This window comes from Streptomyces sp. MNU76 (assembly GCF_020982545.1).
GTDB lineage: Bacteria > Actinomycetota > Actinomycetes > Streptomycetales > Streptomycetaceae > Streptomyces.
The window spans coordinates 102,757-128,915 of record NZ_JAJKLK010000031.1 but is presented as its reverse complement, the minus strand read 5'-3'; the positions used below and the strand labels follow the sequence as shown (position 1 = coordinate 128,915).

Here is a 26,159-nt window from a genome sequence, read left to right as displayed (position 1 = left end):
CCGCCTCAGCCCTCCGGCCGCTCCCCGGCCGAGCCCCGGCCGTCACTGCCGTTCCGGGCGTCACTGCCGTTGCCGCCGTCACTGTCGTTGCGGGCGTCGTCCGGGCGGACGGCGATGTGGTCGGGTTCCAGTTCCAGGGCGACCCGGTCACGCATCCCCAGGGCCCGGGTGTACTCGGCGGGGAGCTGGAGGCGGCCGGCCCGGTCGAGCATGGCGTACTCGCGGGCCACCAGGTTCTCCTGCCCGGTGGCGGAGTCGACCTCGCTGTGGCGCAGGACCTCCGTCGCCGTGCGGCCGTCCCGGATGGCGACCGTACGGCGGACCTCGTCGGCGACGGACTGGTCGTGGGTGACGATCACGATGGTCGTCCCCAGCTCCTCGTTGGCGGTGCGGAACGCGGCGAAGACCTGTTCGGCGGTGTGGGAGTCCAGTTCGCCGGTGGGCTCGTCCGCGAGCAGGACCGCCGGATCGTTGGCGAGGGCGACGGCGAGGGCGACGCGCTGCTGCTGGCCGCCGGACATCTCGTGCGGCCGGCGGTCGCGGCACTCGACGACGTCCAGCAGGTCGAGAAGCTCCAGGGAGCGCTCGGCCACGGCTCGGCGTCCACCCCGGGCACGGGCCAACTGCAGGGGCAGGGCGACGTTCTGCGCGGCGGTGAGATAGGGCAGGAGATTGGCGGAGGTCTGCTGCCGGACGAAGCCGACGGTCCCGCGGCGATAGGCGAGCCGTTCCTTGGCGGACATCGTGACCAGGTCGTGGTCCGCGACCCGGGTCGCTCCGGCGGTCGGTCTGTCCAGTCCCGCGAGGATGTTCATGAGGGTGGACTTGCCGCTGCCGGAGGCGCCGACCAGGGCCAGCAGCTCCCCCTTGCGCACGAGGAGGTCGAGGCCCTGCAGGGCCTGCACCTCCACGCCGTCGGCGGTGAAGATGCGCACCAGGCGGTCGCAGCTGATCAGGGCGTCCTGTCCGTAGGCGGCGTCGCGCGCGGCGAGCGCACGGTCGGCGAGTTCATCGAAGGTCGGGCTGCTGGTCATCGGCTGCTCCTGGGAGGTCGGAGGGGCACGGGCCGGTGCCGAAGGGGGCTCGGCCGAAGGGGGCTCGGTCGCGGGGTTCTGGGCCCTGGGGCATCAGAAGGGCCCTAGTAGGGCTCCGTTAGGTTGCTCTGGCTCTTGGGTTCTGGCTGGTGGTGGATGTTCTGGGCAGCGGGCGGTGGCAGGTGGTGCAGGTGCCGGTCCAGCAGTTCAGCAGGTCCTGGATGGCGTCGAGGATCTGGTAGAGGGTGAGTCCGCTGTATCGGCTTTTGGGGACAGGCGCTGTTCGGTGAGGAAGGCGTGGGCGGCGGTGACCAGGGTGACGTGGTGGTGCCAGCCGTTCCAGGAGCGGCCCTCGAAGTGGTCCAGGCCGAGGCCGTGCTTGAGTTCCCGGTAATCGTGCTCGATGCGCCAGCGGATCTTGGACAGGCGGACCAGTTCGGTGATCGGTGTGTCGGCGGGCAGGTTGGACAGCCAGTAGTCGGTGGGTGCTTCGGCGTCCTGGGGCCATTCGACCAGCAGCGTCACCTCGGGCAGGACACCGTCCCAGTGGCCGTGCTCGGCAGTGGCGGCGGCTTGGGCCAGACGGCGGGCCCTCACCCCGGCCGGCCGCACCCGCAGCGCCAGAAAGCGTGAGTGCATCGGCCCGCGGGAGCCTTCACGCCAGGTCACCTCGGTGAACGCCTGCCGTCCGTGCTCCTGAGCCAGCGCTGCCACCGAGGACGGCTTGTCCCGGTAGCGGGGCTGCGGCCTGCGACCGTTCCCGGACCAGGCCGGGGCGGTGGGCCGCACGTCGTGCGGGTGGACCGTCACGTCCGAACGGACCGCCACGACATAGCCGATGCCCCGCTCGCTCAGACCGTCGCGGAAGTCGGCGTTCTGCCCGTAGCCGGCGTCGGCCACCACCACCGGCGGCACCAGACCCCACCCGGCCAGCTCATCGAGGATGTCCAGGGCCAGACGCCACTTCTCCCGGTGCCCGACCTCCTGCGGTATCCCGGTCTTCTGCCGCCGCACCGCATCGTCCGCCCACTCCTCGGGCACGAACATCCGCCACTGCAGCGGACAGGACGCCGTGTCGGAGACCGCGTGCACACTCACCGCGACCTGGCAGTTGGCCCGCTTGCCCAGCGCCCCGCAGTACTGGCGCGCGACCGCCACCGACATCTTCCCGTCCTTGGGGAACGACACGTCATCGACCGCCCACGCCTCCGGGCCGATTCTCGGCACCATCCGCTGGGCGATCCGCCGCCGCACCGGCACCGGATCCCACGTCGACTGGTTCACGAACTGCTGCAGGTTCTGCTCGTTGCCGTCGGGCAGCCGTTCCGCCATCGGCTGGATCGACTTCCGCCGTCCGTCCAGCATCAGTCCCCGCAGGTAGCAGTCGCCCTTCGCCCGCTGATCCTTGCGCGGCACCGACGCGAACACGTCAGCGACGAATAACGCCAACGTCGCCCGAGCACGGTTCACTTCATGTGCGTCCACACCTTCAGCGTTCCCCCAAACAGGACCGACAGACAGACGTAACGGAGCCCTACTAGGGCGTGTTTCGGAAGTCCCTTCGTCGCCCGAAGGGCGGCTCTGCGGCGTCCGGTGCGTGCTCTCGGCGCGCCGGACGAAAGGCCTCGTACTGGGTGTACTCGGCCTTTCGTCCGGTGCGGCGGTGGGGGTACCTCTCGGTCGAGCGCTAGCCGAGACTGGGGGAGCGTGCCGGACGCCGCAGAGCAGAAGGGACTTCCGAAACACGCCTAGGTGTCACCCAGCCTCAGTTCGCGCACCGAGCCACGTCGGCTGGTCCACCAGGCCTGGCCGGCGGGCACCCCGACGGCCAGGAGCAGCACGGCGAGCGCCGGAACAGCCAGCGAGAGCGGATCGGTGCGCAGCACGGCCCCGTGCGGAGCGGACGGTGAGGCCAGGGCGATCGCCGTGAGGTCGACGCCGGGCGCCAGCAGGTGGATGGCGACCCAGCCGGTCAGTACGCCACCCGCCGCGGCCAGGCACGCCTGTGGGAGGGCCGTGAGGATCAGCAGGCGGCGGCCCTGGGACCGGGTCATGCCCATCGTGCGCAACCGGGCGAGCAGGGCGCCGCGTTCGGGCGCGGTGCGCAGCACGGTCAGCACGAGCGCGAGGATCGCGTACCCGGCGCCCGCGGCGACCGCGACGCCGTACAGGCGTTCCGCGCCCGACTGGAGCGGTGAGTCGACGTGCCGGTTGCGTTCCTCGGCGCGCAGCCGGACGGTCGCCGCCGTGCCGTCGGCCGCCGAGCGCAGCGCCCGGCCGTCGAGGGCGTCACCGGTCAGCAGCAGGGTCGTCGCGCGCGCCTCGCCGCGGGGAAGGCCGGCTCGGTCCACGATCAGGAACTCCTCACCGGACACGGCCGGGGTGCGTTCCCGGACCTGGGCGATCCGGACGGTGACGGAGGTGCCGTCCGGGAGCAGGACGGCGTAGGGGCCGGTGCCGTACTCGTCGGCCACGCGGGGCGAGGCCAGCGCGGGCAGGGGCCGGTCGGCGCCGCCCGCCGTCCCGGCGTCCGCCTGCCGGAGGGTAGACGCGTCGAACGGTCCCGTGCCCGTGCGGTGCGAGAGCCGGGCGTAGCCCTCGGGGTCCACGGCGGCCAGGGGTACCAGCCGGCTGCCTTGTTCGGGCTTGGCGTCGTAGGTGACGTGCGCTTGCGTCATGTCCTGTACGCCGGGGAGTCGACGGACGCGGTCGGGCAGGCTTCGGGGCAGTTCACCGGTGGTGGTCTCGATCCGGCCGTCCGCGCCCACCTCGTGGAGGGCGGCCTGGTCGCGGGCCGCCGTGACGCCCGCCAGGACCGAACCGCCGAACGCGGCCGTGGTCAGGGCGCTGAGCAGGGCGAGCAGCGGCAGCACGGCGAAGCCGGGGGCGCGGGCCACATGGGCCAGCGACAGCGGAATCACCAGGCCGCGCAGACGTGCGGCCGCCCTGCTCAGTGCACGGAGCGGCAGGGGGTGCAGGCGGGCCAGCAGCAGAGCCGCGACGACGCCCGTCAGCAGCGGGGCGGCGGCCACCAGGCCGGTGCTGCCGGATCCCTGGCGGCGCAGTGCGGCGACCGCCCCCACGGCGATCACCAGGACGGTCAGTTCCGCCACCGTGCGGCGCCGTGAGGGCCGGGCGGCGGTGAGGTCCTCGCGCCCGTCGTGCGTCCGTACCGTGCGGTGCGCCACCACGGCGCGCACGGGGAGCACGAGGCAGGCGAAGAGGGTGACGGCGACGGCGATGACGACCGCGGGCGCGGTGCGGGCACCGGGCAGGACGAGCAGCGCGGCGGTGAGTCCGAGGGCGCCGGCGGGCACCGCCACCACCGCCGTCTCCGCCAGCAGGCGCGCGGCAAGGCCGGGCAGTGAGGCTCCGCGGGCACGCAGCAGGGCCAGCTCCGCGCGCCGACGATCGGCCGCCACGCCGCCCGCCATGGCGAGGACGATGACGGCGAGGCTGCCGGTGCCGACGGCGGCGAGGAGCAGCAGCGGGTCGATCCCCGACCGGAGCCGTGCGTGGTCCGCGAGAACCTCGTCGAGGTTGGTCTGGGCCTCCAGGCCGTCGTCCACGACCGTCCGCAGTCGTTGCACTCCCGGCCCCGATTCCAGGGCGGCCACGGCGGACGCCAGCCGGTCGAGGTCGTGGCCGCGCAGGGTGGCGATGTCGGGGGCCACGTGCCAGTACCGCTCGGGCCGCCCGGGGGTGCCCAGGAGGGCCGGGCCTGCGTCGGGGGCGAGGAGCAGGCCGGCGAGCCAGTGGACCTCCGACGGCGGAAGGTCCGGCCGGCGGCTCAGTGCGGGGGTGCGCAGCACCGGCAGGGCCGACCAGTAGGCGCCCTCGGGGGCGCGGGGGACGACGACGCCGGTGATCCGGACGGCGAGCGGGGCGCGGCCCGAGCCCGGTACGTGGATGACCGAGCCCACGCGGATCTTGAGGGTGCGGGCGGTCTCCACGGTGACGGCGGCCTCGACCTGCTCGGTCGCCGCGGTCACCGGCGCGCCCGTGGTGCGCGGCAACCGGCCCGCGCTGAGCCGGGCGTGGGAGCCCAGATCCTGCTGGGCGGCGAGCACCACCTGGGCGGGCCGGCCGGCGGGCTGGGGGAGCCAGGAGTCGGACGCCTCCAGGCCGACGGTGGTACGCACGCCGTACGACGACTGCGCGAGGTCGGGGACCAGCGGCGCCTCGGCGGTGGCGAGGATCTCGGCGCGCGCCTCGGTCAGCGGTGCGGCGCGCAGGGCGGCCTCTATCTCCTCGACCGAGTCCATCCAGGGCAGCGGTACCTGCATCTGCACGGTCGTCTGGTCGGGCAGGGCCTGCTCGACGGCCCGGCGCAGCCCGGCGTCCCCGTAGCGGTCGACGGCGCGCGGGTACGCGGCGGCCAGCACGGCGGTCACGGCCACCAGGAGCGCGAGGGCCACGGACGTACCGGCGAAGGCCCTGAGCCGGGTCCGCAGTCCGGCCCGCACGCGCCGTGACACGGCCCTGGCCTCCCCGCCGCGAGCGGGCGCCGCGTCCGCGCCACCGGCCCGAGCAGGCACCGCGTTCGCGTCACCGGCCCGAGCGGGCACTCCGTTGGTCTCTCCGTCCCGAGGGGGCACCGGACGCGCGTTCACTGTGTCACCTCGTCCCGAAGAGCCGTCACGGGTTTCGCCCGCCGCAGGGCGAGGGCCACGGTCACGAGGGCGGGGCCCGCCGCGAGGGCCGCCAGCAGGGCGGTCAGCCGCAGGAGCGGGAGTTCCACCGACACGGGCGGGAGCGGCCGGGTGGCCTGCCCGGTCAGGACGACCAGGGGCACCAACGCGTGCGTCAGCACCGTGCCCAGGGCCGTGCCGACCAGCAGCGCCAGGGTCACCAGGACGCCGTGTTCCACGACGACCAGCCGGGCCAGCCGACGGCGCGGTGTCCCGAGGGCGCGCAGCACGGCGAACTCGCCGTCCCGGGAGCGCATGGCCCCTGCCGCGCTCACCGCGAAGCCGAGGGAGGCGAAGAGGACCGTCACCACCGCCGCCGCGATCAGCGCCGCTTCCGGGGCCGCCCCGAACGGGTCGTCGCGCAGCTTCGCCGCCAACTCGTCGCGTACCGTCACCTGCTCGGGATCGACGTCGGGCAGGGCGCGCGCGGCCGCCGCGGTGGCCCCGGGCGCGTCCGTGCCCAGCCACCACTCGGTGGGCTTCAGGCTGGTGCCGTAGCGGGCCTGCAGCACCTGGTTGACGGCTCGGAGGTCGACGAACAGGGCCCCGCCGTCCTGTGTGGTGGCTTCCGTGGTGGGCAGGGCGCTCGCGGTGCGGACGATGCGTACGGGCACGGTACGGCCGTCGAACGTGACGTCCACGCGCTGCCCCTCGCGGGCGCCGGACGCGGCGAGGAACCGGTCGGTGGCGACCGCGACGATCTCGGGCGCCGCAGGCTGGACGACCTTGAGCCGGACCTCCAGCGGCAGGGCGGGCGGCATCAGTTCGGGCAGCTGGTACCCGGTGTCGTAGGTGAGGGTGAGGGGTGCCGTCGACGTGAGCCGGGGCAGGGTCGGCCGGGCCTCGTCCTCGGGTGGGGCGGCGCCGGAATCGGCCTCGACGGCGGTCGTCCACTTCGTCGGCAGGGTCACCTCTCGGACGTCGCCGTCGCCCGCTGTCGCCGTGAGCCCGCCGATGACCAGGCGGTGCCGGTCGGGGCGCTCGGTCGGCTGCGAGGTGCTCAGCCGGAGCGCGATCAGCGCCAGGGGGCCCCGCGCGCCGTCGAGATCCGGGGTCAGCCGGTGCTCACGAGCGTCGGCAGGAAGATGGCCGGACGGCAAGTCGTAGGAGGTTCCGTGGCGGTCCCGCACCGTGAGCGTGACGTCCGCCTCCGTCCCCGGCGCGGTGCCGTGCAGGGCGGCGGCCAGGGTGAGCCGGGTGGTGCCCTCGGGTATCGCGATGCCCGCGGGGGCGCCGCGTGGCGCGAGCCCGGCGAGCAGCGGGCCGTCCGACAGGTCGCGCCGCGCCAGCACCGTCCCGGCGGCCTCTGTCGTGTTCAGCGCCACGACGGTCGCCTTGCGGCTGCCGGACAGCGACATCGTGCCCCGGGCCGCGGGGGCGACCGCGTCCACGTGCGGGAGGCCGGCGTAGACGTCCGTCCGGCCGACGACACCGCCCCCGGAGGCCACGACGCGCACCTCGGCGCCCGCGCGGAAGTCGGCCTGGTCGGCCTGGGAACGGAGCCAGGACGCGTGCTGCCCGATCGCCACCACGCCCAGCGCCACGGAGATGACCAGGAGCAGGACCGGACCGGCCCCGCGCATCGGCCGACGGCTGAACTGCCAGCCGACCATGGCCGCGGTCAGCCCGTGCCCACGGGTCAGCAGCCGCTCGCCGGCCCGCGCCAGCAGGGGCAGCAGCCGCAGCACCAGAACCGTTCCGGCGAACAGCACCAGGGCGGGCGCCACCACCAGCAGCGGGTCGACACCGAGGACCCCGTCGCGGTCGGCGGTGACGGCACCGGAGTCCTGGCTGCCGAGCAGCCAGAAGGCGACACCGGCCACGGCCAGCAGCCCGACGTCCGCCCCGGCGCGCAGCGGTGCGGACAGCGCTCCCGCCCGCACCGAGACGGTGCCCGCGAGCGTCGCCCGCCACGCCGGGACGGCCACCGCCAGCGCGCACAGCCCGGCCACGGCCGCGGCGACCGCCCACACCTCGGGTCGGCCCCCGGCGGGCACGTCGACGCGTACCCCGGTCCGGCCCAGCGCGCCCTGCGCGGCCAGCAGCCGCGTCAACGGTCCCGACAGCAACGGCGCCAGCACCACCGCCGGCGCGGCGATCAGCAGGGCCTCCAGCGCGGCCAGGCCCGCCAGCCGTGCCCGGGTGGCCCCGCGCGCACGCAGCAACCGGGTCTCGCCCGTGCGGTCGGAGTCGAGCAGCCGTGCGACCAGCAACAGGGCGCAGGCGGCGAGCAGGGCGAGCTGCCCGGCGATGATCAGCATGCCGGCCCGTGTGACGAGCAGGGAGCGTTCGACGCGGTCCAGCACCTCGGGCAGCGCGGTGTCCGCCGTCGTGGCGCTGCTGAGCGCGGGGTGCTTGCGCAGCTGCGCGTTGCCCGAGCGGGCGGCCTCGCGCAGCGGGCCGATCCGGTCCGTCGTCAGCGCGGAGTAGTCGGCCGAGACCAGCCAGCCCGACGCGCCGACGCTCACCCTGCCCGACGTCGGCACGCCCGCGGCGGTGAGCAGGGGCCCGTACGTCGTGTAGCTCGACGCCTTCACCCCGCGCCCGCCCAGGTCGTCCAGCTGCCAGTAGGGGGCCCGGACGTCCGTCGGCCGGTACACGCCGGTGATCACCACGGGCACCGCCGGGCCGTCCAGCTGGTCGTCGACGGTCAGCCGGGTGCCGGGGGCCACCCCGAGCCGCCGGGCGGCGCTCTGCGGCAGGGCGACCTCGACGGGCCCCGAGGCGACCGTCTCGCGGGGGAGCCGCCCGGCCACGGTCCGCACCTGGCCGCGGTCCAGGGCCGCGAAGTACGTGAGGTCCGGGTTCCCGCCCCGCTCGGCGGGCGGCCGCAGCTCCCCGGGCAGGGCGTAAGACCCGGACCGCAGCAGCGTGCGCACCCGCACGGGCAGCCCGTCGAAGACGGTGCGGGCCCCCGCCCGTACGGCGTCGTCGGCCGCCTGCCGCTCGTCGGCCGGCACGTCGGCCTTGAGCACCAGAGCGGCCTCGGCGGCGGTGCGCTGCTCCGCGAGCGACCGCCGCAGCGCCGCGTCGCCTATCGCGCCCGAGTAGGCGGTGAGCGCGGCCAGGACGGCCGTGGTCAGCAGCACGGTCATCAGCACGGCGCCGAGAAGGGCGCGATACGCCCACGCTCGCAGCACGATGAACCGCAATAAGCCCGCAGGCACAGCTCTTTCCCCACCGGACCCCCGTTGCCCCGTAACCCCCGTTTTCAACCACACGGACCGGAACGCGCTGCCACGTCGGTAGCGTGCGACTGCGAGAGGGCATTCTAGGACTGACTTTGGTCGTCTTGTGATCGATATCGGTGCTTCTTGAGAGGATCGATGTCTTCAGTCGTGCGGAACCACCGCCACCGGTACACCGGCGTGGTGCAGCACCGCATGGGTCACCGGCCCGATGTGCGCCCCCAGCGGCGAACGGCGGACGCGGCGCCCGACCACGAGCAGGGAGGCGTCCCCGGACGCCTCCAGCAGATGCTCGGCGGCCTTTCCGCGCCGCGACTCCTCCACCACCTCGACGGACGGATACTCCAGCCGCCAGGGACGCAGCGCCGCACTCAGCCCGGCGGCGTCCATACCGCCCAGGTCGGCATCGAGATCCTCGCCCAGGCCCGGCCTCTCCCGCAGTCCGGACCGCGGCGGAGGACTCCAGTCGTGCAGGACGCGCAGCGCGGTGCCCCGCGCGGCGGCCGCCTCACACGCGAACCGGATCAGCGTGGGGTCCGGGTGCGCGAGGTCCACACCGAGCACGACGGGCCGGAACGGCGTCGCGGCGGCCGCAGCCCCGGCCGGGCCCGGCGCGTGCTCGTCCACCGCCCGCTCCCCGGCCCGCACGAGGACGACGGGCCGCGCGGTGTGCGCGACCACGTGCAGCCCCACGGAGCCGAGCAGGAAGCCGGCGATCCCGCTCAGCCCCCGGGAGCCGAGGACCACCAGCTCGGCCTCCGGTGCCGCCTTCACCAGTTCCTCGGACGCCCGCCCCGTCAGCTGGTCGACGCCGACGTCCACAGCGGGGTGGCGCCGCCGAATCCCGTCGGCCGTCTCCCTCAGGACCTTCCCGACCCCCGTGCCGTGCTCCCCCTCACGGTTCCGGCCCTCCTCCGCCTCCGACTCACCTGCCGCCCCCGTCGCCGACGGCCGCCCCATCGGCTCGGGAACCGGCTCCCAGACGTTGAGCAGCCTCAGCGGCAGGGCCCGCAGCCGTGCCTCCCGGGCCGCCCACTCGGCCGCGGCGAGGCTCTCGCGCGAACCGTCGATTCCCACGGTGACGGTGCGGGACATGGACGCACCTCCTGAGGTCGAGGTCTGATCCCAGCATCGCCGCACGGCGGCGGATCCGCAGGGGCGAGAATCGGACCGTGCTGAGCATCGGATCCGTGGTACTGGGCGCGTCCGACGTGCGGCGGGCGGCGGCGTTCTGGATGGAGGCCCTCGGATACGTCCCCCGCGAGGAGCCGGAGGACGACTGGGTCGTCCTGGTGGATCCGCGGGGCGTCGGCGCGCAGATCTCCCTGGGCCTCAGCGAGACGCCCGTGCGGGATCGGCCCCGCGTGCACCTGGACCTCTACGCGGGCGACGCGCGGGACCAGGCCGCCGAGGTCGAGCGACTGGTCGGTCTCGGCGCGCACCGCGTCGACTGGGACGACTACCCGGAGGACGCCGACTTCGTCGTCCTCGCCGACCCGGAGGGCAACCGCTTCTGTGTGATCGACACCGGCCGGGAGTGACCCCTCACACCGGCAGCAACCGCGTCACCAGTTCCCCGAGCCGCCGCGCGTTCCGGCAGGTGTGCATGTCGACGATCCCGGCGTAGACCGGGGCGGCGGAGTCGCCCACCCCCCAGGTGCTCGGCGTCTCGGGGTTCAGCCAGTGCACGCGGCGGGCCCGGGCCGCGATGCGCCGCAGGGCCTCCTCGTTGGGGTCGAACCCGTTGGTGCGGGCGTCCCCGAGCACGATCACCGACGTACGGGGGCCCACGGCGTCGAGATGGCGCTCGGCGAACTCACCGAGCGCGGCCCCGTAGTCGCTGCTGCCGTGCCAACCGGTGAGGGTGGCCTCGGTGGCGATCCGGCGGCCGAGTTCGGCCGGGTCGGCCTGCCCGGTGGTGACGAGGCGGGTGACCTCGTCGACGCGATTGACGAAGGCGTAGACCCGCACCTTGCTGAACTGGTCCCGCATCGCCTGCACCAGGAGCATCGTGAAGTTGGCGAACCCGGCGACCGACCCGGAGACGTCGCAGAGCAGCACGATCTCCGGGCGGGCCGGCCGCTGCCGTCGATGGGCGGGACGCAGCGGTACGCCCCCGGTGGACAGCGAGCGCCGTAGCGTGCGCCGGATGTCGATCTGGCCGCGCGCGGCCCGGCGCCGTCTGGCGGCCAGCCGGGTCGCGAGCTTGCGCGCCAACGGCTGGACGGTACGGCGCAGTTCGACGAGTTGCTCACGGTTCGCGACGAGGAAGTCGACCTGGTCGGCGCTCCGCGCGACACCCCGCTCGGCGATCATGTCCGCGCCCCGGCGCTCGGCGACCCGCCGCCGCGCCTCCGTCCGTACCCGGTCGCGGAAGTCCTCGATACGGCGCCGGACCTCGTCCGCGTCCAGCCGCTCGGTGAACCCTGCCGAACCGAGCCCGGCCGCGGTGCCCCCTCCCGGGCCGAGGGTGAGCCCTCCACCGAACCCCATACGGAACGCGCCACCGGCACCGGTGAGCCCGGGCTCCGCGCCCGCCCCCTGCTCCCTCGCGCCCGCCAGGATCCGTGCCAGCAGCGTCTGCGGGCGGAGGCGGTCCAGCGTCTGGTGGGCGGACCAGCCGTCGGAGCCGGGGGAGCCGTAGCGGCCGAGCAGTTCCACGGCCTCGGCGGCGAGTCGGGTGAGCGCGGCCGTGTCGTTCGCGGCCAGCGCCTCGGCGAGCCGCTCCCGCAACTCGTCCCGGTCCCCGGCCGACGCGCCCCGTGCCCCCGTCAACTCCCCACGCCGAGCGGGAAGTACAGCTCGAAGGTCGCGTCGAAGACGGGTCGCTGCCGGTCGGCACGGAGCAGTGCCGCCGCCAGCCCCTCCCGGATCCGCTCCCGATCGGCGAGACCCAGCACCTCCAGCACGGCCGCCGCGTCCACGGTCTCGCCGGGTCCGATCCGTATCCCGTGCCCACGCAACGCCCGGACCAGCGCGGTCAGCCGCTCGGCCAGCGGAGAGGCGGGAGCATCGGAGGAACCTGGAGCGACGGGGGAACCGCTCATACCAGCGTCAGCTTCCGCGCGGCCTTCTCGATGTCGTCCTGGTGCTTGAGGATCACGCCGAGACTGTCCCGGACGACCGTCTCGTCGAGGGTGTCGGCGCCGAGGGCGAGCAGGGTGCGCGCCCAGTCGATGGTCTCGGCGACGGAGGGTGCCTTGCGCAGCTCCATCTCGCGCAGCGCACCGACCACCCGGACCAGCGAGTCGGCGAGCGCGGTGTCCAGGCCGGGGACCCTGAGCCGTACGATCCGCTGCTCCAACTCGGCGTCGGGGAAGTCGAGGTGCAGGAAGAGGCAGCGGCGGCGGAGCGCCTCGGAGAGCTCCCGCGTGGCGTTCGAGGTGAGGACGGTGAAGGGGCGCCGGGTCGCGGCGATCGTGCCCAGCTCGGGAACGGTGACCTGGAAGTCGCTCAGCACTTCCAGCAGCAGCCCCTCGACCTCGACGTCCGCCTTGTCGGTCTCGTCGATGAGGAGCACGGTCGGCTCGTCGCCCCGGATCGCGGTCAGCAGGGGGCGGGTGAGGAGGAACTCCTCGCTGAAGATGTCGGAGCGCGTCTCGTCCCAGGCCTCGTCGCGCCCGGCCGTGATGCGCAGCAGCTGCTTGGCGTGGTTCCACTCGTACAGGGCGCGGGACTCGTCGATGCCCTCGTAGCACTGGAGCCGGACCAGGCGGGCGGCGCCCGCCTGGGCGACGGCCTTGGCCAGCTCGGTCTTGCCGACGCCCGCGGGGCCCTCCACCAGCAGCGGCTTGCCGAGCCGGTCGGCCAGGAAGACCGTGGTGGCGACGGCGGTGGAGGCCAGATAGCCGCCTTCCGCGAGCTGTGCGGAGACGTCGTCCACGGACGAGAAGAAGCCGGTGCCGACGAAGTCCGCCCCCGCGCGCCCGCCGCTCGGGCCGCTCGGGCCGCGCGTGCCGTCTTCGTCCCGCGCGCCGCCGACGCCGTTCACCACGTTCGTGTCGGTCATGTGGCCCCTCCCGCTCCGCCCGGCGTACGAGGCACCTCCCCGACACCCTCGACAAAGTTACCAAGCGGTCGCTTGGGCTGCCCTACGCCGTCCCGACCAGCCGCGTGATCAGGTCCCCCCACCCGAGCTCCAGCCGGTCGAGGGACATCCCACGCCGCTCCACCAGGTGGTCGACGAGGTTGATGTCCAGGTAGCCCAGCAGGGTCTGCGCCAGCAGCTCGATGTCGCCCTGCACCCCGGCGCGGCGCAGCAGCATGCACAGGTGGCTGAGGCGGAGCCGGGCGGCCGGGTTGGCGTGCCTGCGGGTGGCGTCCGCATGGGCGGCGAGGTAGAGGTCGCGGTGACCGTACTCGTGGCGGATGGCGGCGGCGCCGAAGGCCCGCAGCCGCTCCACGGGAGGCGCGTCGGGGCCGAGCGGCGGCGGGCCGGTCAGGAACGAGGCCTGGAACTCCCGCTCGTGGTGGTCCAGGAGCGCGACCAGGAGCCCGAACCGGTCGCCGAACCGCCGGAAGACGGTGCCCTTGCCCACCTCGGCGGCGGTCGCCACGCCCTCCATCGTCAGGTTGGCGGCCCCGCACTCCGCCGCGAGCCGGGCGGCGACCTCCAGCAGGCGCGTACGGTTGCGGGCCGCGTCGGCGCGCAACCGGGGCTGGTCGGAGGCGGCGGGGGTGAGGTCCAGCAGTCCGTCGAGGGGGTCGGGGGCCTGAGGCGCCGGGAAGGGCGGCAGCGACTCTTTCATGAAAAGAGCGTAACGCTCACCACACGCAAGTGGACCCCGGTCCGGATAGCTGATACAAATTTCAACGGACCCCGGTCCGTTTAGCTTTTCCCGCGGGCCTCGGCCCGTCGGCTTTTCCTGACGTGTTCCTTACGTGCACATCCTTGCTAGGAGTCAGCTCATGTCCGTACGCATCCTCGCGCTCGTCGGCAGCCTTCGCGCCGGTTCGCACAACCGCCAGCTCGCCGAGGCGGCCGTGAAGCACGCCCCCGAGGGCGTCGAGATCGAGCTGTACGAGGGTCTGGCCGACGTCCCGTTCTACAACGAGGACATCGACAACGAGGCCGCCCTCCCGGCCACCGCTGCCCGGCTGCGTGAGGCCGCCGGCCAGGCCGACGGCTTCCTGCTCTTCTCCCCCGAGTACAACGGCACCATCCCCGCCGTCCTGAAGAACGCCATCGACTGGCTGTCCCGCCCGTACGGTGCCGGCGCCCTCACCGGCAAGCCCGTCGCCGTGGTCGGCACCGCGTTCGGCCAGTTCGGCGGCGTGTGGGCGCAGGACGAGACCCGCAAGGCCGTCGGCATCGCCGGCGCCACGGTCCTGGAGGAGGCCAAGCTCTCCATCCCCGGCTCGGTCGTCCGCTTCGCCGAGACCCACCCGGCCGACGACGCCGAGGTCGTCACCGGCCTCACCGAGGTCCTGGCCCAGCTCACCAGCAAGGCGGACACCGCCGCCGCCTGAGGCCTCTCCTCAGCCACACCTCGTCGGGTTCCGGGCCGCCGCCCGGGGCTCGACGTCGGCGTTCCGGGGCTGATGCCCTTCAGACGGTGACGCCCAGCCCCTCCAGCACCACCGCGTTCGGCAGCTCCGCGAACGCCTTCCCCGGTACCAGCAGTTTGCCGCGCCGCCGTCCGCTGCCGACCAGGACGTACGGCAGGTCGACCACGGCCGCGTCGACCAGGACCGGCCACGCCGCCGGCAGCCCGACCGGCGTGATGCCGCCGTACTCCATCCCGGCCTCCCCGGTGGCGGTGTCCATCGACGCGAACGAGGCCTTGCGGGCGCCCAGTTGACGGCGGACCACGCCGTTGACGTCGACGCGGGTGGTGGAGAGCACGACACAGGCGGCCAGGCTCGGCTCGCCGCCCCGCTTGCCCGCGACGACCACGCAGTTGGCGGACCGTTCGAGCAGGTCCTGCCCGTAGTGCTGGACGAACACCGTGGTGTCGGCCCACTCGGGGTTCGTCTCGACGTACAGGAAGCGGTCGGCGGGCACGCTGCCGGACCAGCCGCGTACGGCGTCGGCGACCGGGCGGACGAGATCGTCCAGGCAGTCGGGGGCGGGGGTGGCGTGGTCGAAGTCTCCGATGGGTGCGCGCATGGGCCGCACGGTAACAAAGCCCGTGGGCCCCTGATCCGCCGTCTCAGTGCACGCCGGGCACCGAGACCGTCAGCACCATCTCGGTCGGCACCGCGCCCCGATTGGCGTACTCGTGGGGCGCGTTGGCCTCGAAGGTGACGCTCGCGCCGGCCGGGACCCGGTACTCGGCACCCTCCACGGTGAGGGTCAGCTCGCCCGCCGTGACATGCGCGATCTCGACCGTACCCCCGGGGTGCGGGTCCGACCGGCTGCCCTCCCCCGGCATCAGGCGCCAGTTCCACATCTCCAGCGGACCGGGCGCCTCGGTACCGGCCAGCAGCCGGCTGTAGCTGCCGGCCTCGGTGTGCCACAGCCGGACCACCTGCTCGGCCGGAACGACCCTGACCTTGGGCCCCTGCGCGTAGTCGAGCAGGGTGGTGATGCTGACACCGAGGGCGTCGCCGATCTTGACGACGGTGCCGAGACTGGGGTTGGTGCGGGCCTGTTCGATCTGGATGAGCATCCCGCGGCTGACTCCGGCGCGAGCCGCCAGGGTGTCCAGGGTGAACCCCCGCTCGGTGCGCCAGCGCTTGACGTTCCGCGCCAGGGACTGGGTCAGCAGGTCGAGGTCCGACACATTCCGTCCAAAGTCTCAGTCGTCTCGGTTGTCTCGGTTGTCTCGGTGACAGAGTCCAACACGTTGAACGAGGTGAGGTGCACCCGACGTTCACCGAACTGTACTGCGAGGGCGGCGCTCCTCCAGGGCCGTGGGGCGTGGTCGTGTGCGACCGCCCCCGCGTTCCTAGGCGGACTCCTCCGCCCCCTCCGCGTCCCACTCGGCGAGCGCCAGCAACTGCTCCGGTGTGACCCCGTCGGGGATCGGGACCGGCGCGGGTGTCCGGATCGGCGGCTGCCACCCCGCCACCGGGTCCCACCGCCGCACGACCCGCGCGGGCGCCCCGGCCACCACCGAGTGGTCCGGCACCGTCCCGCGCACCACCGCCCCGCCGCGACCACCACGTTGCGCCCGACCCGCGCCCCCGGCAGGATCACCGCGCCGGTGCCGATCCAGCAGCCGGGTCCGATCGACACCGGGTCCATACGGGGCCACTGCTTGCCGATCGGCTGGTGCGGGTCGTCGTAGGAGTGGTTGGTGGAGGTCACGTACACGTACGGCCCGAAGTAGCAGTCGCTGCCGATCGTGACCGTGGTGTCGGCGATGACATGGCTGCCGCGCCCGAGCACGACGCCGTCCCCGATGCGCAGGATCGGTTCCGCGCCGAGGTCCAGGTCGGGCATCAGTCCGGCGGTCAGGGTGACCTGCTCGCCGATGATGCAGTGGGACCCCAGGTGGATCCACGGCTCGCCGAAGACCGTGCCGAGCGGAAAGGCCAGCCTGGTACCCGTTCCCATCGCACCGAAGCGGAAGCGGCCGGGCCGCTCGGCCGTCACCGACCCCGTGCGCTGCAGCCACGCCCAGCCCGCGTGGACGGCGCGCTGCGCGAGGCGGCCCGACCAGGACGAGAACGTGTTCTTCTTCGGCACCCGCTCACCGTACTCACCGGGCGGCACCGGCAGGACGTCGTACGGCTGTGATCTTCACCCCACGCGACGCGCACCCCATGGCTTACGGTGCGGGTGAGGACTGATCTTCACCCAGCATCTGGAGGCGGCGATGAACCGGCAGCGGGCCCTCATCACGACGTTCGACGGCAAGAAGCCGGAGGTGGAGGAGGCCGCGTTCGTCTCCCCCACGTCGACGGTGATCGGCGACGTGACCCTGCGGCCGGGGTCGAGCGTCTGGTACGGGGCGGTGCTGCGGGCGGAGTTCGAGCCGATCGTCATCGGCGCGGACACCAACGTCCAGGACAACTGCACGCTCCACGTCGACCTCGGCTTTCCCGTCTCGATCGGCGAGCGGGTGTCGATCGGGCACAACGCGGTGGTGCACGGGGCGACCGTCGAGGACGACTGTCTGATCGGGATGGGCGCGACGGTGCTGAACGGCGCGGTGATCGGTGCGGGGTCCCTGGTCGCCGCACATGCCCTGGTCCCGCAGGGGATGCGGGTGCCGCCCGGATCGCTGGTGGCGGGGGTACCCGCGAAGGTGAAGCGACCGCTCACCGACGAGGAGCGGGAGCTGGTGACGCTGAACGGCACGCACTACACGGAGTTGGCCAAGGCGCACCGGGAGGCGCAGGAGGAGTACGGGGCGTAGACCGACGCGTCGGCGCGGGAGGAGCACGGGGCGCACACCGCCCGCGGGCCGCGTACAGGCCGGGCCGGCGCTCGGCGGCCGCGCGTCTCCCGTCGTACGTCTCACTCCGCGACGGTGACCAGTTCCCCCTCGGCCGTCTCCGCCTTCTCCGCGGCCTTCTTCGCCTTGCGCTTGATCACCAGCATCGAGGTGACGCCGATCAGGACCGCCAGGACCAGGCCGAGCCAGGAGAAGCGCTTGAGCCAGGCCTCGGCGACGACGCCGACGTAGTAGATGACGGCGGTCGTGCCACCGGCCCAGAGAATGCCGCCGAGGACGTTGGCGACGACGAAGCGCCAGTAGGGCATCTGGAGGACGCCGGCGAGGGGGCCGGCGAAGATGCGGAGCAGGGCGATGAAGCGGCCGAAGAAGACGGCCCACATGCCCCACCGGTCGAAGGAGCGCTCGGCGACGGCGATGTTGCTCTCGCTGAAGTGTTTGGGGAACCGCCGGTTGAGCTTGGCCAGCAGGGGACGTCCGCCCCTGCGGCCGATGGCGTAGCCGATGGAGTCGCCGATGATCGCGCCGGCGGTGGCGCAGGCGCCGAGGACGAACGGGTCGATCTCTCCGTGCTGGGACGCGAGCAGCGCGGAGGAGACCAGGATGATCTCGCCCGGCAGCGGGATGCCCAGGCTCTCCAGGCCGATGACCAGCCCCACCAACAGGTAGATGCTGAGCGGAGGCACCGTTTCGAGCCACTCCTGGACGTGCAAAGCCGGTTCCTCCCGTGCGAGCGGATCAAGTGGATCAAGTGGGTGAGGCGGTACTCATGACCCCCGGCGCCCGCTCTCGACGAAGCACGCGCCGGGGCAGCCTACCCGCTTACTCGGACGGCGACGGGGTGCCGCGGGTTGCCCCACGGGTCGCACCAGTGCTCACCGTGCACGGCCGCGCCCAGTGCGTCACCGCCCTGTGGCGGCGGGGCGCCGGAGCACGCCGGTGCCTGGCGTCGGGCCCACCGGGGCACCACCGGATCACGCGTTGGGGCGAAGGGTCCAGACGACTGTCATCTCGCCCGTCACGGCTCCGTCGGCGCGTCGGATCGCGATCGTGACGGGGAACTCCGGGCGCAGTCCGGCGTCGAGTTCGGCCACGACCTCGACGGCGGGGCGGCCGAGCGTGGCGGTGGCCGTGACCCGTCCCGTCGCGAGCTTCTTGTACGCGATCTCCGCGCGGACCGCGAGCGGCACGGCGCGCGAGAGCTGGTCCCCGAACGCGGCGAGCACGATCGCCCCGCTCGCCGTCTCCCCCAGCGTGAACATGGCACCGGCGTGCGGCCCGCCGACATGGTTGTGGAACTCACCTTGGTCCGGCAGCGCCACCACGGCCTTCTCCGGCGTGGCCTCCAGGAACTCCAGCTTCAGGGTCCTGGCCATCGGCACCGTGGCGGCGAGCATCTCGCCGATCGACATCTGGTCTGCGCTCATGGCGTGATGTTACCCGCGAGTAGGCGGCCATGACCAGGGGGATCTCGCCGGGCGGCGGCGTTCGCGTCCGAGAACCCGGCACCTCCGTGATCGGCCGACCACCTCCTGGCGACACCGGGGCATCAGGGCAATAGCCGCCGCCCCGGGGTGTTTTGGAACCGGTTCGTCACGACCGCGAACCAGCTTGGTGGACTCCCGTGGCACCCCGCCCCCCGGCACATCTATGGTTACGAGCCATGTGGCCAGGACAGCAGCAGCCGCCCGGGGGCGAGCACCAACCGCAGCAGCCGAACCCGTACCAGCAGCCGGGGTACGACCAGTCCGGACAGCCGGTACAGCCGGGATACCAACAGCAGGGGTACCAGCAGCCGAACCCCTACCAGCAGCCCGGATACCAGTCGACGGGCCAGCAGGCCCAGTACGGGCAGCAACCGCAGTGGGGCGCGCAGGCCCCCGCGGGCCCGCCGGTGCCGCCGGGCGGAGGCGGCGGCAACCGGACGAAGCTGATCGCGATCGTCGCGGCCACGGCCGTGGTCGTGGCGGCCGGTGTGACGGGCTTCCTGGTGCTCGGCGGTGACGGCGACAAGGACAAGTCGGGGACCCAGTCGGCTTCTTCGGCCTCCCCGTCGCCGACCGCGTCCGAGAGCGAGGACAACCCGCGCGGCGAGGACGCCGGCGCGAAGCCGACCGTCGAGGGCTGGAAGGTCGTCGTCAACCCCAAGTGGGGTACGGCCTTCGACGTGCCCGCCGACTGGGAGGTGCAGTCGCCCGACACCTTCATCGGCTTCGAGGACTCCGTGAAGGGCGACGGCTCTGTCCTCATCGGGATGTCGGCGCCCGCCGTTCTCAAGGAGAAGTACTGCACCTCCGACGACGACAAGGACGGCCGCAAGGAGTCGAGTTCCCTCGCCGCCGCGGGCACCAAGGGCCAGCAGGGCGCCAAGGGCACCGAGGACATCGCCCGCAACGACTCGGCGTGGTGGGTCTTCGGCGGGTACACCGACCAGAAGCCCGCCTCGAAGAAGAAGTTGACCATCGGCAAGCCCAAGGCGTACACCACGGCGTCGGGCGTCGAGGGCAGTGTCGCGACCACGTACTCGACGGGCGTCGCCAAGAAGGGCAAGTGCGACACCGACGGCAAGGCGACCACGTTCGCCTTCAAGAACTCGGCCGGTGACTACGTCTCCTGGACCTTCCACGGTGACAAGGACGTGCAGGAGGAGGTCCCGGACGCGACGGTGCAGAAGATCCTGAGCACGGTACGCCTCTACGGCGACCCGACGGGCGGCTGAGCGGCCACGCGGCCGGCCGTGGCGGGCGAACTCCGGTGAAGCCTATGCCCACCGCACAGGGCCGGCCGCCAGGGGTCGGCCTCACCTGGCCCGATCCCGCCGCATCAGGTGCGGAAGCGGTTTGGCAGAAGGTGTCGGGGCGGCGATAGTCGGCGGGTGACCACTCCCGCCGCTCCCCGTCGCCGCCCCGCCTGGGCCGGCCGCAACTACACCCTGCTGACGACGGCCGCGGTCGTCACCAACCTGGGCAGCAACGGCGCCCTGATCGCGGCCGCGTTCGCGGTCCTGGAGGCGGGCGGCGACGGCGGGGACGTCGGCCTGGTCGCGGCCGCGCGCACCCTGCCCCTGGTGCTGTTCCTGCTGGTCGGCGGCGCGATCGCCGACCGGCTGCCCCGGCACCGGGTGATGGTCGCGGCGAACGGCCTCAACTGTCTCTCCCAGGCGGCCTTCGCCGTCCTGGTCCTCACCGGCGAGGCACGGCTGTGGCAGATGATGCTGCTCTCCGCACTCGGCGGCGTCGGCCACGCGTTCTTCGGCCCGGCCGCCGAGGGCATGCTGCTGTCCTCCGTCACCGCCGAGCAGGCGGGCCGTGCCTTCGCGCTGTTCCGCTTCGCCTCGCAGGGCGCGACCATGAGCGGCGCGGCCCTCGGAGGCGCCCTGATCGCGGTGATCGGCCCCGGCTGGGTGCTCGCGGTGGACGCGGCGGCGTTCGCCCTGGCCGGCGCCCTGCGCGCCTTCCTGGACGTGAGCCACATACCGGAGCGCGGGGCGGGCGGCGGCCTGCTCGCGGATCTCCGGGACGGCTGGCGGGAGTTCACCGGCCGTACCTGGCTGTGGGCGATCGTCGTCCAGTTCTCCCTGGTGAACGCGGTGATCGTCGCCGCCGACGCGGTCTACGGCCCGCAGGTCGCCCGGGACAGCCTGGGCGGGCCGGGCCCCTGGGGCCTGGCCCTGGGTTTCTTCGGGGCCGGCAACGCCGCCGGAGCGCTGCTCATGGCCCGTTGGAAACCACGCCGTCTCCTCCTCGTGGGAGTCCTGTGCGTCTTCCCCTTCGCCCTGCCGTCCGCCGCGCTGGCCGTGCCGGTGCCGATCGCCGTGCTGTGCCTGACCATGTTCGTCAGCGGTCTGTCGATCGAGGTGTTCGGGGTCTCCTGGATGACCGCGCTGCACCAGGAGATCCCCGAGGACAAGCTGTCCCGGGTCTCCGCCTACGACTGGTTCGGTTCGGTGGCGATGGTGCCGCTCGCCGCCGCGCTGGCGGGCCCGGCGGAGAGCGCCTTCGGACGGACGACCGCCCTGTGGGGCTGTGCCGGGCTGTGTATGGCCGCGACAGCCGCCGTGCTGTGCGTACGGGACGTGCGCAACCTGACCCGGCACAGCACGCCGGTGGCCCTGGCCAAACCCGACGCCCGGCCCGACGCCGGCCCCGAACCCGACGCCGGCGGCGAGACCGGGCCCGCCGCCCCGCGGCCCGAGCCGGGTGGTGCGACCGGCGGCGAGCCCGGTTCAGCCGATGCCGAAGGCCCCGTCGGGCGGCTCGGGTGACAGCACGGCGTCCTCCTCGCGCACGGGCGCGGCGCCGCCGATGAACGCGCGCAGCGCCGTGCCGTGCTCGACCCGCGCGGGGAAGGCGTCGGCGGCGGTCCGCCGGGCCAGGACGGCGATGTCGAGCGGCTGATGGGCGGCGACCAGCACGGCGTTGCCGAACCTCCGGCCGCGCAGCACCGCCGGTTCGGCGATCAGCGACAGCTCCGCGAACACCGTTGCCAGCGTGGCCAGTTGGGAGCGCAGGAAGGTGAACGGCGCGGCATCGGCCAGGTTCGCCAGGTACACACCGTCCGCACGCAGCACCCGTTCGACGGCCCGCGCGTACCCGACGGTCGACAGATGCGCCGGGACCCGTGAGCCGCCGAACACATCGCCCACGAGGACGTCGGCGGAGTCGGCGGGGGCCGCTTCGAGCCATTCCCTCGCGTCCGCCCCGTGCAGCGCGATGTCCGCGTCGGCGGGCGGCGGCAGCTGCTCGACGACCAGGTCCAGCAGGCCCCGGTCGTACTCGACGACCCGCTGCCGGGACCCGGGCCGGGTGGCAGCCACGTAGCGGGGCAGGGTGAGCGCGCCCCCGCCGAGGTGCACCACGTCGAGCGGCAGCCCCGGCTCCGCGACCGTGTCCAGCACGTGCCCGAGCCGCCGCGCGTACTCGAACTCCAGATGGGTGGGCTCGTCCAGATCGACGTACGACTGCGGCGCCCCGTCCACGGTCAACAGCCAGGCCCGTTCCCGGTCGACGTCGGGCATGAGCTTGGCGGTGCCCCGGTCGATGGCACGGGAGACGGGTATGGCTTCGTTCACGCTCCCCATTCTGGTGCAGGGAGCGGCCCGCGGGACGCGCGGGGAACCGCGCGACCGGCCGTGCGCCGGCCCGCGGTCCCCCGCCCGTGGCGAGCCGTCTACCGCACGGCCGTCACGGTCCCCGCCCCCACGGTCCGGCCGCCCTCGCGGATGGCGAACCCGAGCCCCGGCTCCAAGGGAACCTCCCGGCCCAGCTCCACACTCATCGTGACCCGCTCCCCCGGCCTGGCGACGGCGACCTCGCCGAGGTCGATGTCGCCCACCACGTCGGCCGTGCGGATGTAGAACTGGGGCCGGTACCCGCTGGACACCGGGGTCGTGCGACCCCCCTCCCGCGCCGAGAGCACGTACACCTGCGCGGTGAAGTGCCGCCGGGGCTCGACGCTGCCGGGCGCGGCGACGACGTGCCCGCGTCGGACGGCGTCGCGTCCCACCCCGCGCAGCAGCAGCGCCACGTTGTCCCCGGCCTGCGCCTCCTCCATGGGCTTGCCGAAGGTCTCCACGCCGGTGACGACGGTCTCGATCCCGGCGCCGAGCACCTCGACGCGGTCGCCCACCCGGATCGTGCCCCGCTCGACGGCCCCGGTGACGACGGTCCCCCGCCCGGTGATCGTCAGCACGTTCTCCACGGACAACAGGAACGGCGCGTCCAGGTACCGCTCCGGCATCGGGACATAGGTGTCCACGGCGTCCAGCAGCGCGTCGATCGACGCCGTCCACCGTGGGTCCCCTTCGAGCGCCCGAAGCCCGGAGACCCGGACGACGGGTACGGAGTCACCGCCGTACCCGTGCGCGGTGAGCAGCTCGCGGACCTCCAGCTCGACGAGGTCGGTGAGCTCCTCGTCGCCGGCGTCGGCCTTGTTGAGGGCGACGACGACGTGGTCGACGCCCACCTGCCGGGCGAGCAGCACGTGCTCGGCGGTCTGCGGCATGATCCCGTCGAGCGCGGAGACGACGAGGATCGCCCCGTCGAGTTGCGCGGCGCCGGTGACCATGTTCTTGACGTAGTCGGCGTGGCCGGGCATGTCGACGTGCGCGTAGTGCCGGGTGTCGGTCTCGTACTCGACGTGCGCGATGTTGATGGTGATGCCGCGCGCCGCCTCCTCCGGGGCGCGGTCGATACGGTCGAACGGGACGAACGTACCGGCCCCCCGCTCGGCGAGGACCTTGGTGATGGCGGCGGTCAGGGTGGTCTTGCCGTGGTCGACGTGACCCATCGTGCCGATGTTGAGATGCGGTTTCGTGCGGACGTAAGCAGTCTTGGACATGGCGGTACCTCGAAGCCTCTTCAGCGGTACTGAGTGATGGCCCCGGCGGCACGCAGCGGCGGCCGGGACGGGGACCCCGAGGTCTTGCCGACCCTCCCCCTGCGGGGTCCGCCGGAATGTCCGGGAAGGGTCAGCTTCGGGCGCCGTCCGCGGCGGCCACGACGATCAGAAGGGCAGCCTTCGGGGCATCCGCGACTGTCGCGGATGCGTCGAGAGCGAAGGCGTGCCGGAACATGACGTCGATCCTCGTCGACACGTCGGCCCGCGTCGAATGGTTTTCGGTACCCGGACGTTCCGGGAGGGAGCGGAAGAGAGATGCTTCACAGGACGACGCACGGGATGAACGGTGAGCGGGCGGGGTCCGTGTTCCGGAAGGCGCAGGCGGCGCGGTGTGCGGTGCCTCGCACAGGCCGGGGCGCACCGTGCCGGACGAGCCTGTTGTTCCGCTTGCTGTGACGCCGGTGAGACGTTCCGTACGGCATACACGGACACGGGTCGGTTACCGTCGTCGAATGCTCGATGCCACCACCCGCTCTGGGGGCACCGCCACGGTCCTTCCCCGGACCGCCGCCACGGAGCTCGCCGTCGCCGCACCTGGCACGGTCCCGGCCGTGCCCCCGGGCCGTGCCGCCCGTTGGGGCAGAGTGCTGTTCTCGCCGTGGGCGCGGTTCTCGCTGCTCGTCGCACTGCTCCTGTCCGCCGTGTCCACGGTGCTGCTGTTCGAGCCGCAGCGACTGCTGGCCGACGGCTGGCCGCCCCAGTTGAGCGGTGCCGCCGCGGCCGTGGTGTTCGCGGTGGCGTACGGGCTGTGCACGGTCGCCTTCGTGCCCCGGCCGATCCTCAACATCGCGGCGGGCGCCCTCTTCGGCTCCCAGCTCGGTCTGGCGTCGGCGCTCGCGGGCACGGTCCTGGGGGCCGGCCTCGCCTTCGGCCTGGGGCGGGTCCTCGGTCAGGACGCCCTGCGTCCGCTGCTGCGCCACCGCTGGCTGAAGTCGGCGGACGGCCAGCTCAGCCGGCACGGCTTCCGCTCGATGCTGGCGGCCCGCCTCTTCCCCGGAGTGCCCTTCTGGGCGGCCAACTACTGCGCCTCGGTCTCCCGCATGGGCTATCTGCCCTTCCTCCTGGCCACCGCGCTCGGCTCGATCCCGAACACCGCCGCCTACGCGGTGGCCGGCGCCCGTGCCTCGTCCCCGACCTCCCCGGCGTTCCTGATCGCCATGGCCTGCATCGCGATCCCGGCCCTGATCGGCGCGACGGTGGCCTGGCGCAAACGCCACCACCTACGGGCCCGCTGAGGTCCCCTTCAGAGGCGCGGGGAACTGCGCGACCGGCCCCACCCACCCGCACTCGCCCCCGACCCGATCGACCCCCACCTCAAAGCGCCGCCGCCTCAAACCGCCTCCAGCACCATCGCGTTGGCCAGCCCACCCGCCTCGCACATGGTCTGCAACGCATAGCGAGCGCCGCGCTCCCGCATCGCGTGCACCAGCGTCGTCGTCAGCCGGGTGCCGCTGGCCCCCAGCGGATGCCCCAGCGCGACGGCACCGCCGTGGACGTTGACCTTGTCCAGGTCGGCCCCCGTCTCCTGCTGCCATGCGAGCACCACACTGGCGAACGCCTCGTTGACCTCGAAGAGATCGATGTCGTCGAGACCCAGCCCCGCGCGGCGCAGCACCTTCTCGGTGGCGGGGACGACCCCCGTGAGCATCAGCAGCGGATCGGAGCCGGTGACGGCGAAGGAGTGCAGCCGGGCGAGGGGGCGCAGCCCCAGGCGCGCCGCCGTCTCACCGGAGGTGACGAGGACGGCCGACGCCCCGTCGTTGACGGTGCTGGCGTTCCCCGCCGTGATGTTCCACTCGATCTGCGGGAACCGCTCGGCGAAGGCGGGGTCGTGGTAGGCGGGCCTGAGTCCGGCCAGGATCTCGGTCGTGCTGCCGGGCCGTACGCACTCGTCGCGGGTCACCCCGTCCAGCGGCGCGACCTCGGCGTCGAAGAGGCCGCCCTCCCAGGCTGCCGCGGCCCGGAGATGGGACGACACCGCGAACTCGTCCATCCGCTCCCGCCCGATCGACCACTTCGCGGCGATCAGCTCGGCGCTGATGCCCTGGGGCACGAGCCCCTCGGGGTAGCGCGCGGCGACCCCCGGCCCGAAGGGGTCCGTGCCGGGCGGCACGTTGGACCACATCGGCACCCGGCTCATCGACTCCACCCCGCAGGCGACGACCATGTCGTACGCCCCCGACATGACGCCCTGGGCCGCGAAGTGCACGGCCTGCTGGGAGGAGCCGCACTGCCGGTCGACCGTGGTCGCGGGGACCGTCTCCGGGAACCCGGCCGCGAGGACGGCGTAGCGGGTGGTGTTCATGGCCTGCTCGCCCACCTGGTCGACGGTGCCGCCGATGACGTCGTCGATCAGCGCCGGATCGACACCGGAGCGGTCGACGAGGGCGCGCAGGGTGTGGGCGAGGAGTTGGACGGGGTGGACATGGGCGAGGGCGCCGTTCGGCTTCCCCCTGCCCAGGGGCGTGCGTACGGCTTCGACGATCACGGCGTCACGCATGG

22 protein-coding genes and 1 pseudogene are annotated in these 26,159 nt (G+C 73.4%); 6 read left to right on the top strand and 17 right to left on the bottom strand.

What is annotated here, in order from left to right; translation table 11 throughout:
* Positions 1-5: 5 nt before the first annotated feature.
* From E4N62_RS46110 to E4N62_RS46090, 5 genes are all read right to left on the bottom strand, one after another.
* A complete protein-coding gene (locus tag E4N62_RS46110; RefSeq protein ID WP_230224365.1) occupies positions 6-1,034 on the bottom strand; it encodes an ABC transporter ATP-binding protein in 1,029 nt (342 codons plus the stop codon).
* Between the two features lie 207 nt (positions 1,035-1,241).
* Positions 1,242-2,519, bottom strand: a complete 1,278-nt coding sequence (locus E4N62_RS46105; RefSeq protein ID WP_230213368.1) for an IS701 family transposase — start codon at positions 2,517-2,519, stop codon at positions 1,242-1,244.
* Positions 2,520-2,782: 263 nt separating this feature from the next.
* Entirely contained in the window at positions 2,783-5,512 is a 2,730-nt protein-coding gene (locus E4N62_RS46100) for an ABC transporter permease (RefSeq protein ID WP_230224363.1), read from the bottom strand.
* A 131-nt stretch (positions 5,513-5,643) separates the two neighbouring features.
* On the bottom strand, positions 5,644-8,820 hold the full coding sequence (locus E4N62_RS46095) for an ABC transporter permease (protein ID WP_230224691.1): 3,177 nt from the start codon (positions 8,818-8,820) through the stop codon (positions 5,644-5,646).
* Between the two features lie 237 nt (positions 8,821-9,057).
* Positions 9,058-10,008 carry a universal stress protein gene (locus tag E4N62_RS46090; RefSeq protein WP_230224361.1) on the bottom strand — a complete coding sequence of 317 codons (951 nt, stop codon included), beginning with the start codon at positions 10,006-10,008 and terminating at the stop codon, positions 9,058-9,060.
* Between the two features lie 77 nt (positions 10,009-10,085).
* Between E4N62_RS46090 and E4N62_RS46085 the strand changes: the two genes are divergently transcribed.
* Positions 10,086-10,454, top strand: a complete 369-nt coding sequence (locus tag E4N62_RS46085) for a VOC family protein (RefSeq protein ID WP_230224359.1) — start codon at positions 10,086-10,088, stop codon at positions 10,452-10,454.
* 4 nt (positions 10,455-10,458) lie between these two features.
* On the opposite strand, the gene E4N62_RS46080 is transcribed toward E4N62_RS46085, so the two are convergent.
* The 4 genes from E4N62_RS46080 to E4N62_RS46070 form a co-directional block, all read right to left on the bottom strand.
* Positions 10,459-11,688: a VWA domain-containing protein gene (locus E4N62_RS46080; RefSeq protein ID WP_374117266.1), complete on the bottom strand. Its 1,230-nt coding sequence runs from the start codon at positions 11,686-11,688 to the stop codon at positions 10,459-10,461.
* Entirely contained in the window at positions 11,685-11,960 is a 276-nt protein-coding gene (locus E4N62_RS50010) for a hypothetical protein (protein ID WP_374117265.1), read from the bottom strand. Before E4N62_RS50010 ends, E4N62_RS46080 begins: the two co-directional genes overlap by 4 nt.
* Entirely contained in the window at positions 11,957-12,922 is a 966-nt protein-coding gene (locus tag E4N62_RS46075; protein WP_230224357.1) for a MoxR family ATPase, read from the bottom strand. Before E4N62_RS46075 ends, E4N62_RS50010 begins: the two co-directional genes overlap by 4 nt.
* A gap of 82 nt (positions 12,923-13,004) precedes the next feature.
* Positions 13,005-13,661 carry a TetR/AcrR family transcriptional regulator gene (locus E4N62_RS46070; RefSeq protein WP_230224355.1) on the bottom strand — a complete coding sequence of 219 codons (657 nt, stop codon included), beginning with the start codon at positions 13,659-13,661 and terminating at the stop codon, positions 13,005-13,007.
* Positions 13,662-13,821: 160 nt separating this feature from the next.
* Between E4N62_RS46070 and E4N62_RS46065 the strand changes: the two genes are divergently transcribed.
* A complete protein-coding gene (locus E4N62_RS46065; RefSeq protein ID WP_230224353.1) occupies positions 13,822-14,382 on the top strand; it encodes an NAD(P)H-dependent oxidoreductase in 561 nt (186 codons plus the stop codon).
* 79 nt (positions 14,383-14,461) lie between these two features.
* Here the strand turns inward: E4N62_RS46065 and E4N62_RS46060 are convergent, their stop codons facing one another.
* The 3 genes and pseudogenes from E4N62_RS46060 to E4N62_RS46050 form a co-directional block, all read right to left on the bottom strand.
* The gene (locus tag E4N62_RS46060) at positions 14,462-15,022 is read right to left on the bottom strand and encodes a YbaK/EbsC family protein (protein ID WP_230224352.1); all 561 of its coding nucleotides are present in this window, start codon (positions 15,020-15,022) and stop codon (positions 14,462-14,464) included.
* A gap of 43 nt (positions 15,023-15,065) precedes the next feature.
* On the bottom strand, positions 15,066-15,638 hold the full coding sequence (locus tag E4N62_RS46055; RefSeq protein ID WP_230224351.1) for a helix-turn-helix domain-containing protein: 573 nt from the start codon (positions 15,636-15,638) through the stop codon (positions 15,066-15,068).
* A gap of 165 nt (positions 15,639-15,803) precedes the next feature.
* A pseudogene (locus E4N62_RS46050) lies at positions 15,804-16,579 on the bottom strand (acyltransferase).
* Positions 16,580-16,676: 97 nt separating this feature from the next.
* Here E4N62_RS46050 and E4N62_RS46045 point away from each other — a divergent pair.
* Entirely contained in the window at positions 16,677-17,219 is a 543-nt protein-coding gene (locus E4N62_RS46045) for a gamma carbonic anhydrase family protein (RefSeq protein WP_230224350.1), read from the top strand.
* Positions 17,220-17,320: 101 nt separating this feature from the next.
* On the opposite strand, the gene E4N62_RS46040 is transcribed toward E4N62_RS46045, so the two are convergent.
* On the bottom strand, positions 17,321-17,971 hold the full coding sequence (locus tag E4N62_RS46040; protein WP_230224349.1) for a DedA family protein: 651 nt from the start codon (positions 17,969-17,971) through the stop codon (positions 17,321-17,323).
* A 261-nt stretch (positions 17,972-18,232) separates the two neighbouring features.
* Positions 18,233-18,670, bottom strand: coding sequence for a DUF4442 domain-containing protein (locus E4N62_RS46035; protein WP_230224689.1), 438 nt, complete (start codon positions 18,668-18,670; stop codon positions 18,233-18,235).
* Between the two features lie 251 nt (positions 18,671-18,921).
* Between E4N62_RS46035 and E4N62_RS46030 the strand changes: the two genes are divergently transcribed.
* Positions 18,922-19,977 (top strand): hypothetical protein, encoded by a 1,056-nt coding sequence (locus E4N62_RS46030; protein WP_230224348.1) that lies wholly within the window; start codon positions 18,922-18,924, stop codon positions 19,975-19,977.
* Positions 19,978-20,133: 156 nt separating this feature from the next.
* The gene (locus E4N62_RS46025) at positions 20,134-21,522 is read left to right on the top strand and encodes an MFS transporter (protein WP_230224347.1); all 1,389 of its coding nucleotides are present in this window, start codon (positions 20,134-20,136) and stop codon (positions 21,520-21,522) included.
* Here the strand turns inward: E4N62_RS46025 and E4N62_RS46020 are convergent.
* Together E4N62_RS46020 and tuf are read right to left on the bottom strand one after the other, a co-directional pair.
* Positions 21,484-22,329: a spermidine synthase gene (locus E4N62_RS46020; RefSeq protein WP_230224346.1), complete on the bottom strand. Its 846-nt coding sequence runs from the start codon at positions 22,327-22,329 to the stop codon at positions 21,484-21,486. The two genes, E4N62_RS46025 and E4N62_RS46020, sit on opposite strands and share 39 nt — an antisense overlap.
* A 98-nt stretch (positions 22,330-22,427) precedes the next feature.
* Positions 22,428-23,597, bottom strand: a complete 1,170-nt coding sequence (tuf, locus tag E4N62_RS46015; RefSeq protein WP_184896718.1) for an elongation factor Tu — start codon at positions 23,595-23,597, stop codon at positions 22,428-22,430.
* Between the two features lie 512 nt (positions 23,598-24,109).
* Here tuf and E4N62_RS46010 point away from each other — a divergent pair.
* Positions 24,110-24,892 carry a TVP38/TMEM64 family protein gene (locus tag E4N62_RS46010; RefSeq protein WP_230224345.1) on the top strand — a complete coding sequence of 261 codons (783 nt, stop codon included), beginning with the start codon at positions 24,110-24,112 and terminating at the stop codon, positions 24,890-24,892.
* 95 nt (positions 24,893-24,987) lie between these two features.
* Here E4N62_RS46010 and E4N62_RS46005 read toward each other — a convergent pair whose 3' ends face one another.
* On the bottom strand, positions 24,988-26,157 hold the full coding sequence (locus E4N62_RS46005) for a thiolase family protein (RefSeq protein WP_230224344.1): 1,170 nt from the start codon (positions 26,155-26,157) through the stop codon (positions 24,988-24,990).
* Positions 26,158-26,159 lie beyond the last annotated feature (2 nt).

What these genes read in the sequence shown, in the direction of transcription:
- E4N62_RS46070 (WP_230224355.1), bottom strand. Translation starts at nt 13,661, where the DNA reads ATGAAAGAGTCGCTGCCGCCCTTCCCGGCGCCTCAGGCCCCCGACCCC.
- E4N62_RS50010 (WP_374117265.1), bottom strand. Translation starts at nt 11,960, where the DNA reads ATGAGCGGTTCCCCCGTCGCTCCAGGTTCCTCCGATGCTCCCGCCTCT.
- E4N62_RS46030 (WP_230224348.1), top strand. Translation starts at nt 18,922, where the DNA reads ATGTGGCCAGGACAGCAGCAGCCGCCCGGGGGCGAGCACCAACCGCAG.
- E4N62_RS46095 (WP_230224691.1), bottom strand. Translation starts at nt 8,820, where the DNA reads ATGACCGTGCTGCTGACCACGGCCGTCCTGGCCGCGCTCACCGCCTAC.
- E4N62_RS46065 (WP_230224353.1), top strand. Translation starts at nt 13,822, where the DNA reads ATGTCCGTACGCATCCTCGCGCTCGTCGGCAGCCTTCGCGCCGGTTCG.
- E4N62_RS46010 (WP_230224345.1), top strand. Translation starts at nt 24,110, where the DNA reads ATGCTCGATGCCACCACCCGCTCTGGGGGCACCGCCACGGTCCTTCCC.
- E4N62_RS46090 (WP_230224361.1), bottom strand. Translation starts at nt 10,008, where the DNA reads ATGTCCCGCACCGTCACCGTGGGAATCGACGGTTCGCGCGAGAGCCTC.
- E4N62_RS46075 (WP_230224357.1), bottom strand. Translation starts at nt 12,922, where the DNA reads ATGACCGACACGAACGTGGTGAACGGCGTCGGCGGCGCGCGGGACGAA.
- E4N62_RS46110 (WP_230224365.1), bottom strand. Translation starts at nt 1,034, where the DNA reads ATGACCAGCAGCCCGACCTTCGATGAACTCGCCGACCGTGCGCTCGCC.
- tuf (WP_184896718.1), bottom strand. Translation starts at nt 23,597, where the DNA reads ATGTCCAAGACTGCTTACGTCCGCACGAAACCGCATCTCAACATCGGC.
- E4N62_RS46045 (WP_230224350.1), top strand. Translation starts at nt 16,677, where the DNA reads ATGAACCGGCAGCGGGCCCTCATCACGACGTTCGACGGCAAGAAGCCG.
- E4N62_RS46005 (WP_230224344.1), bottom strand. Translation starts at nt 26,157, where the DNA reads ATGCGTGACGCCGTGATCGTCGAAGCCGTACGCACGCCCCTGGGCAGG.
- E4N62_RS46060 (WP_230224352.1), bottom strand. Translation starts at nt 15,022, where the DNA reads ATGCGCGCACCCATCGGAGACTTCGACCACGCCACCCCCGCCCCCGAC.
- E4N62_RS46035 (WP_230224689.1), bottom strand. Translation starts at nt 18,670, where the DNA reads ATGTCGATCGGCGAGATGCTCGCCGCCACGGTGCCGATGGCCAGGACC.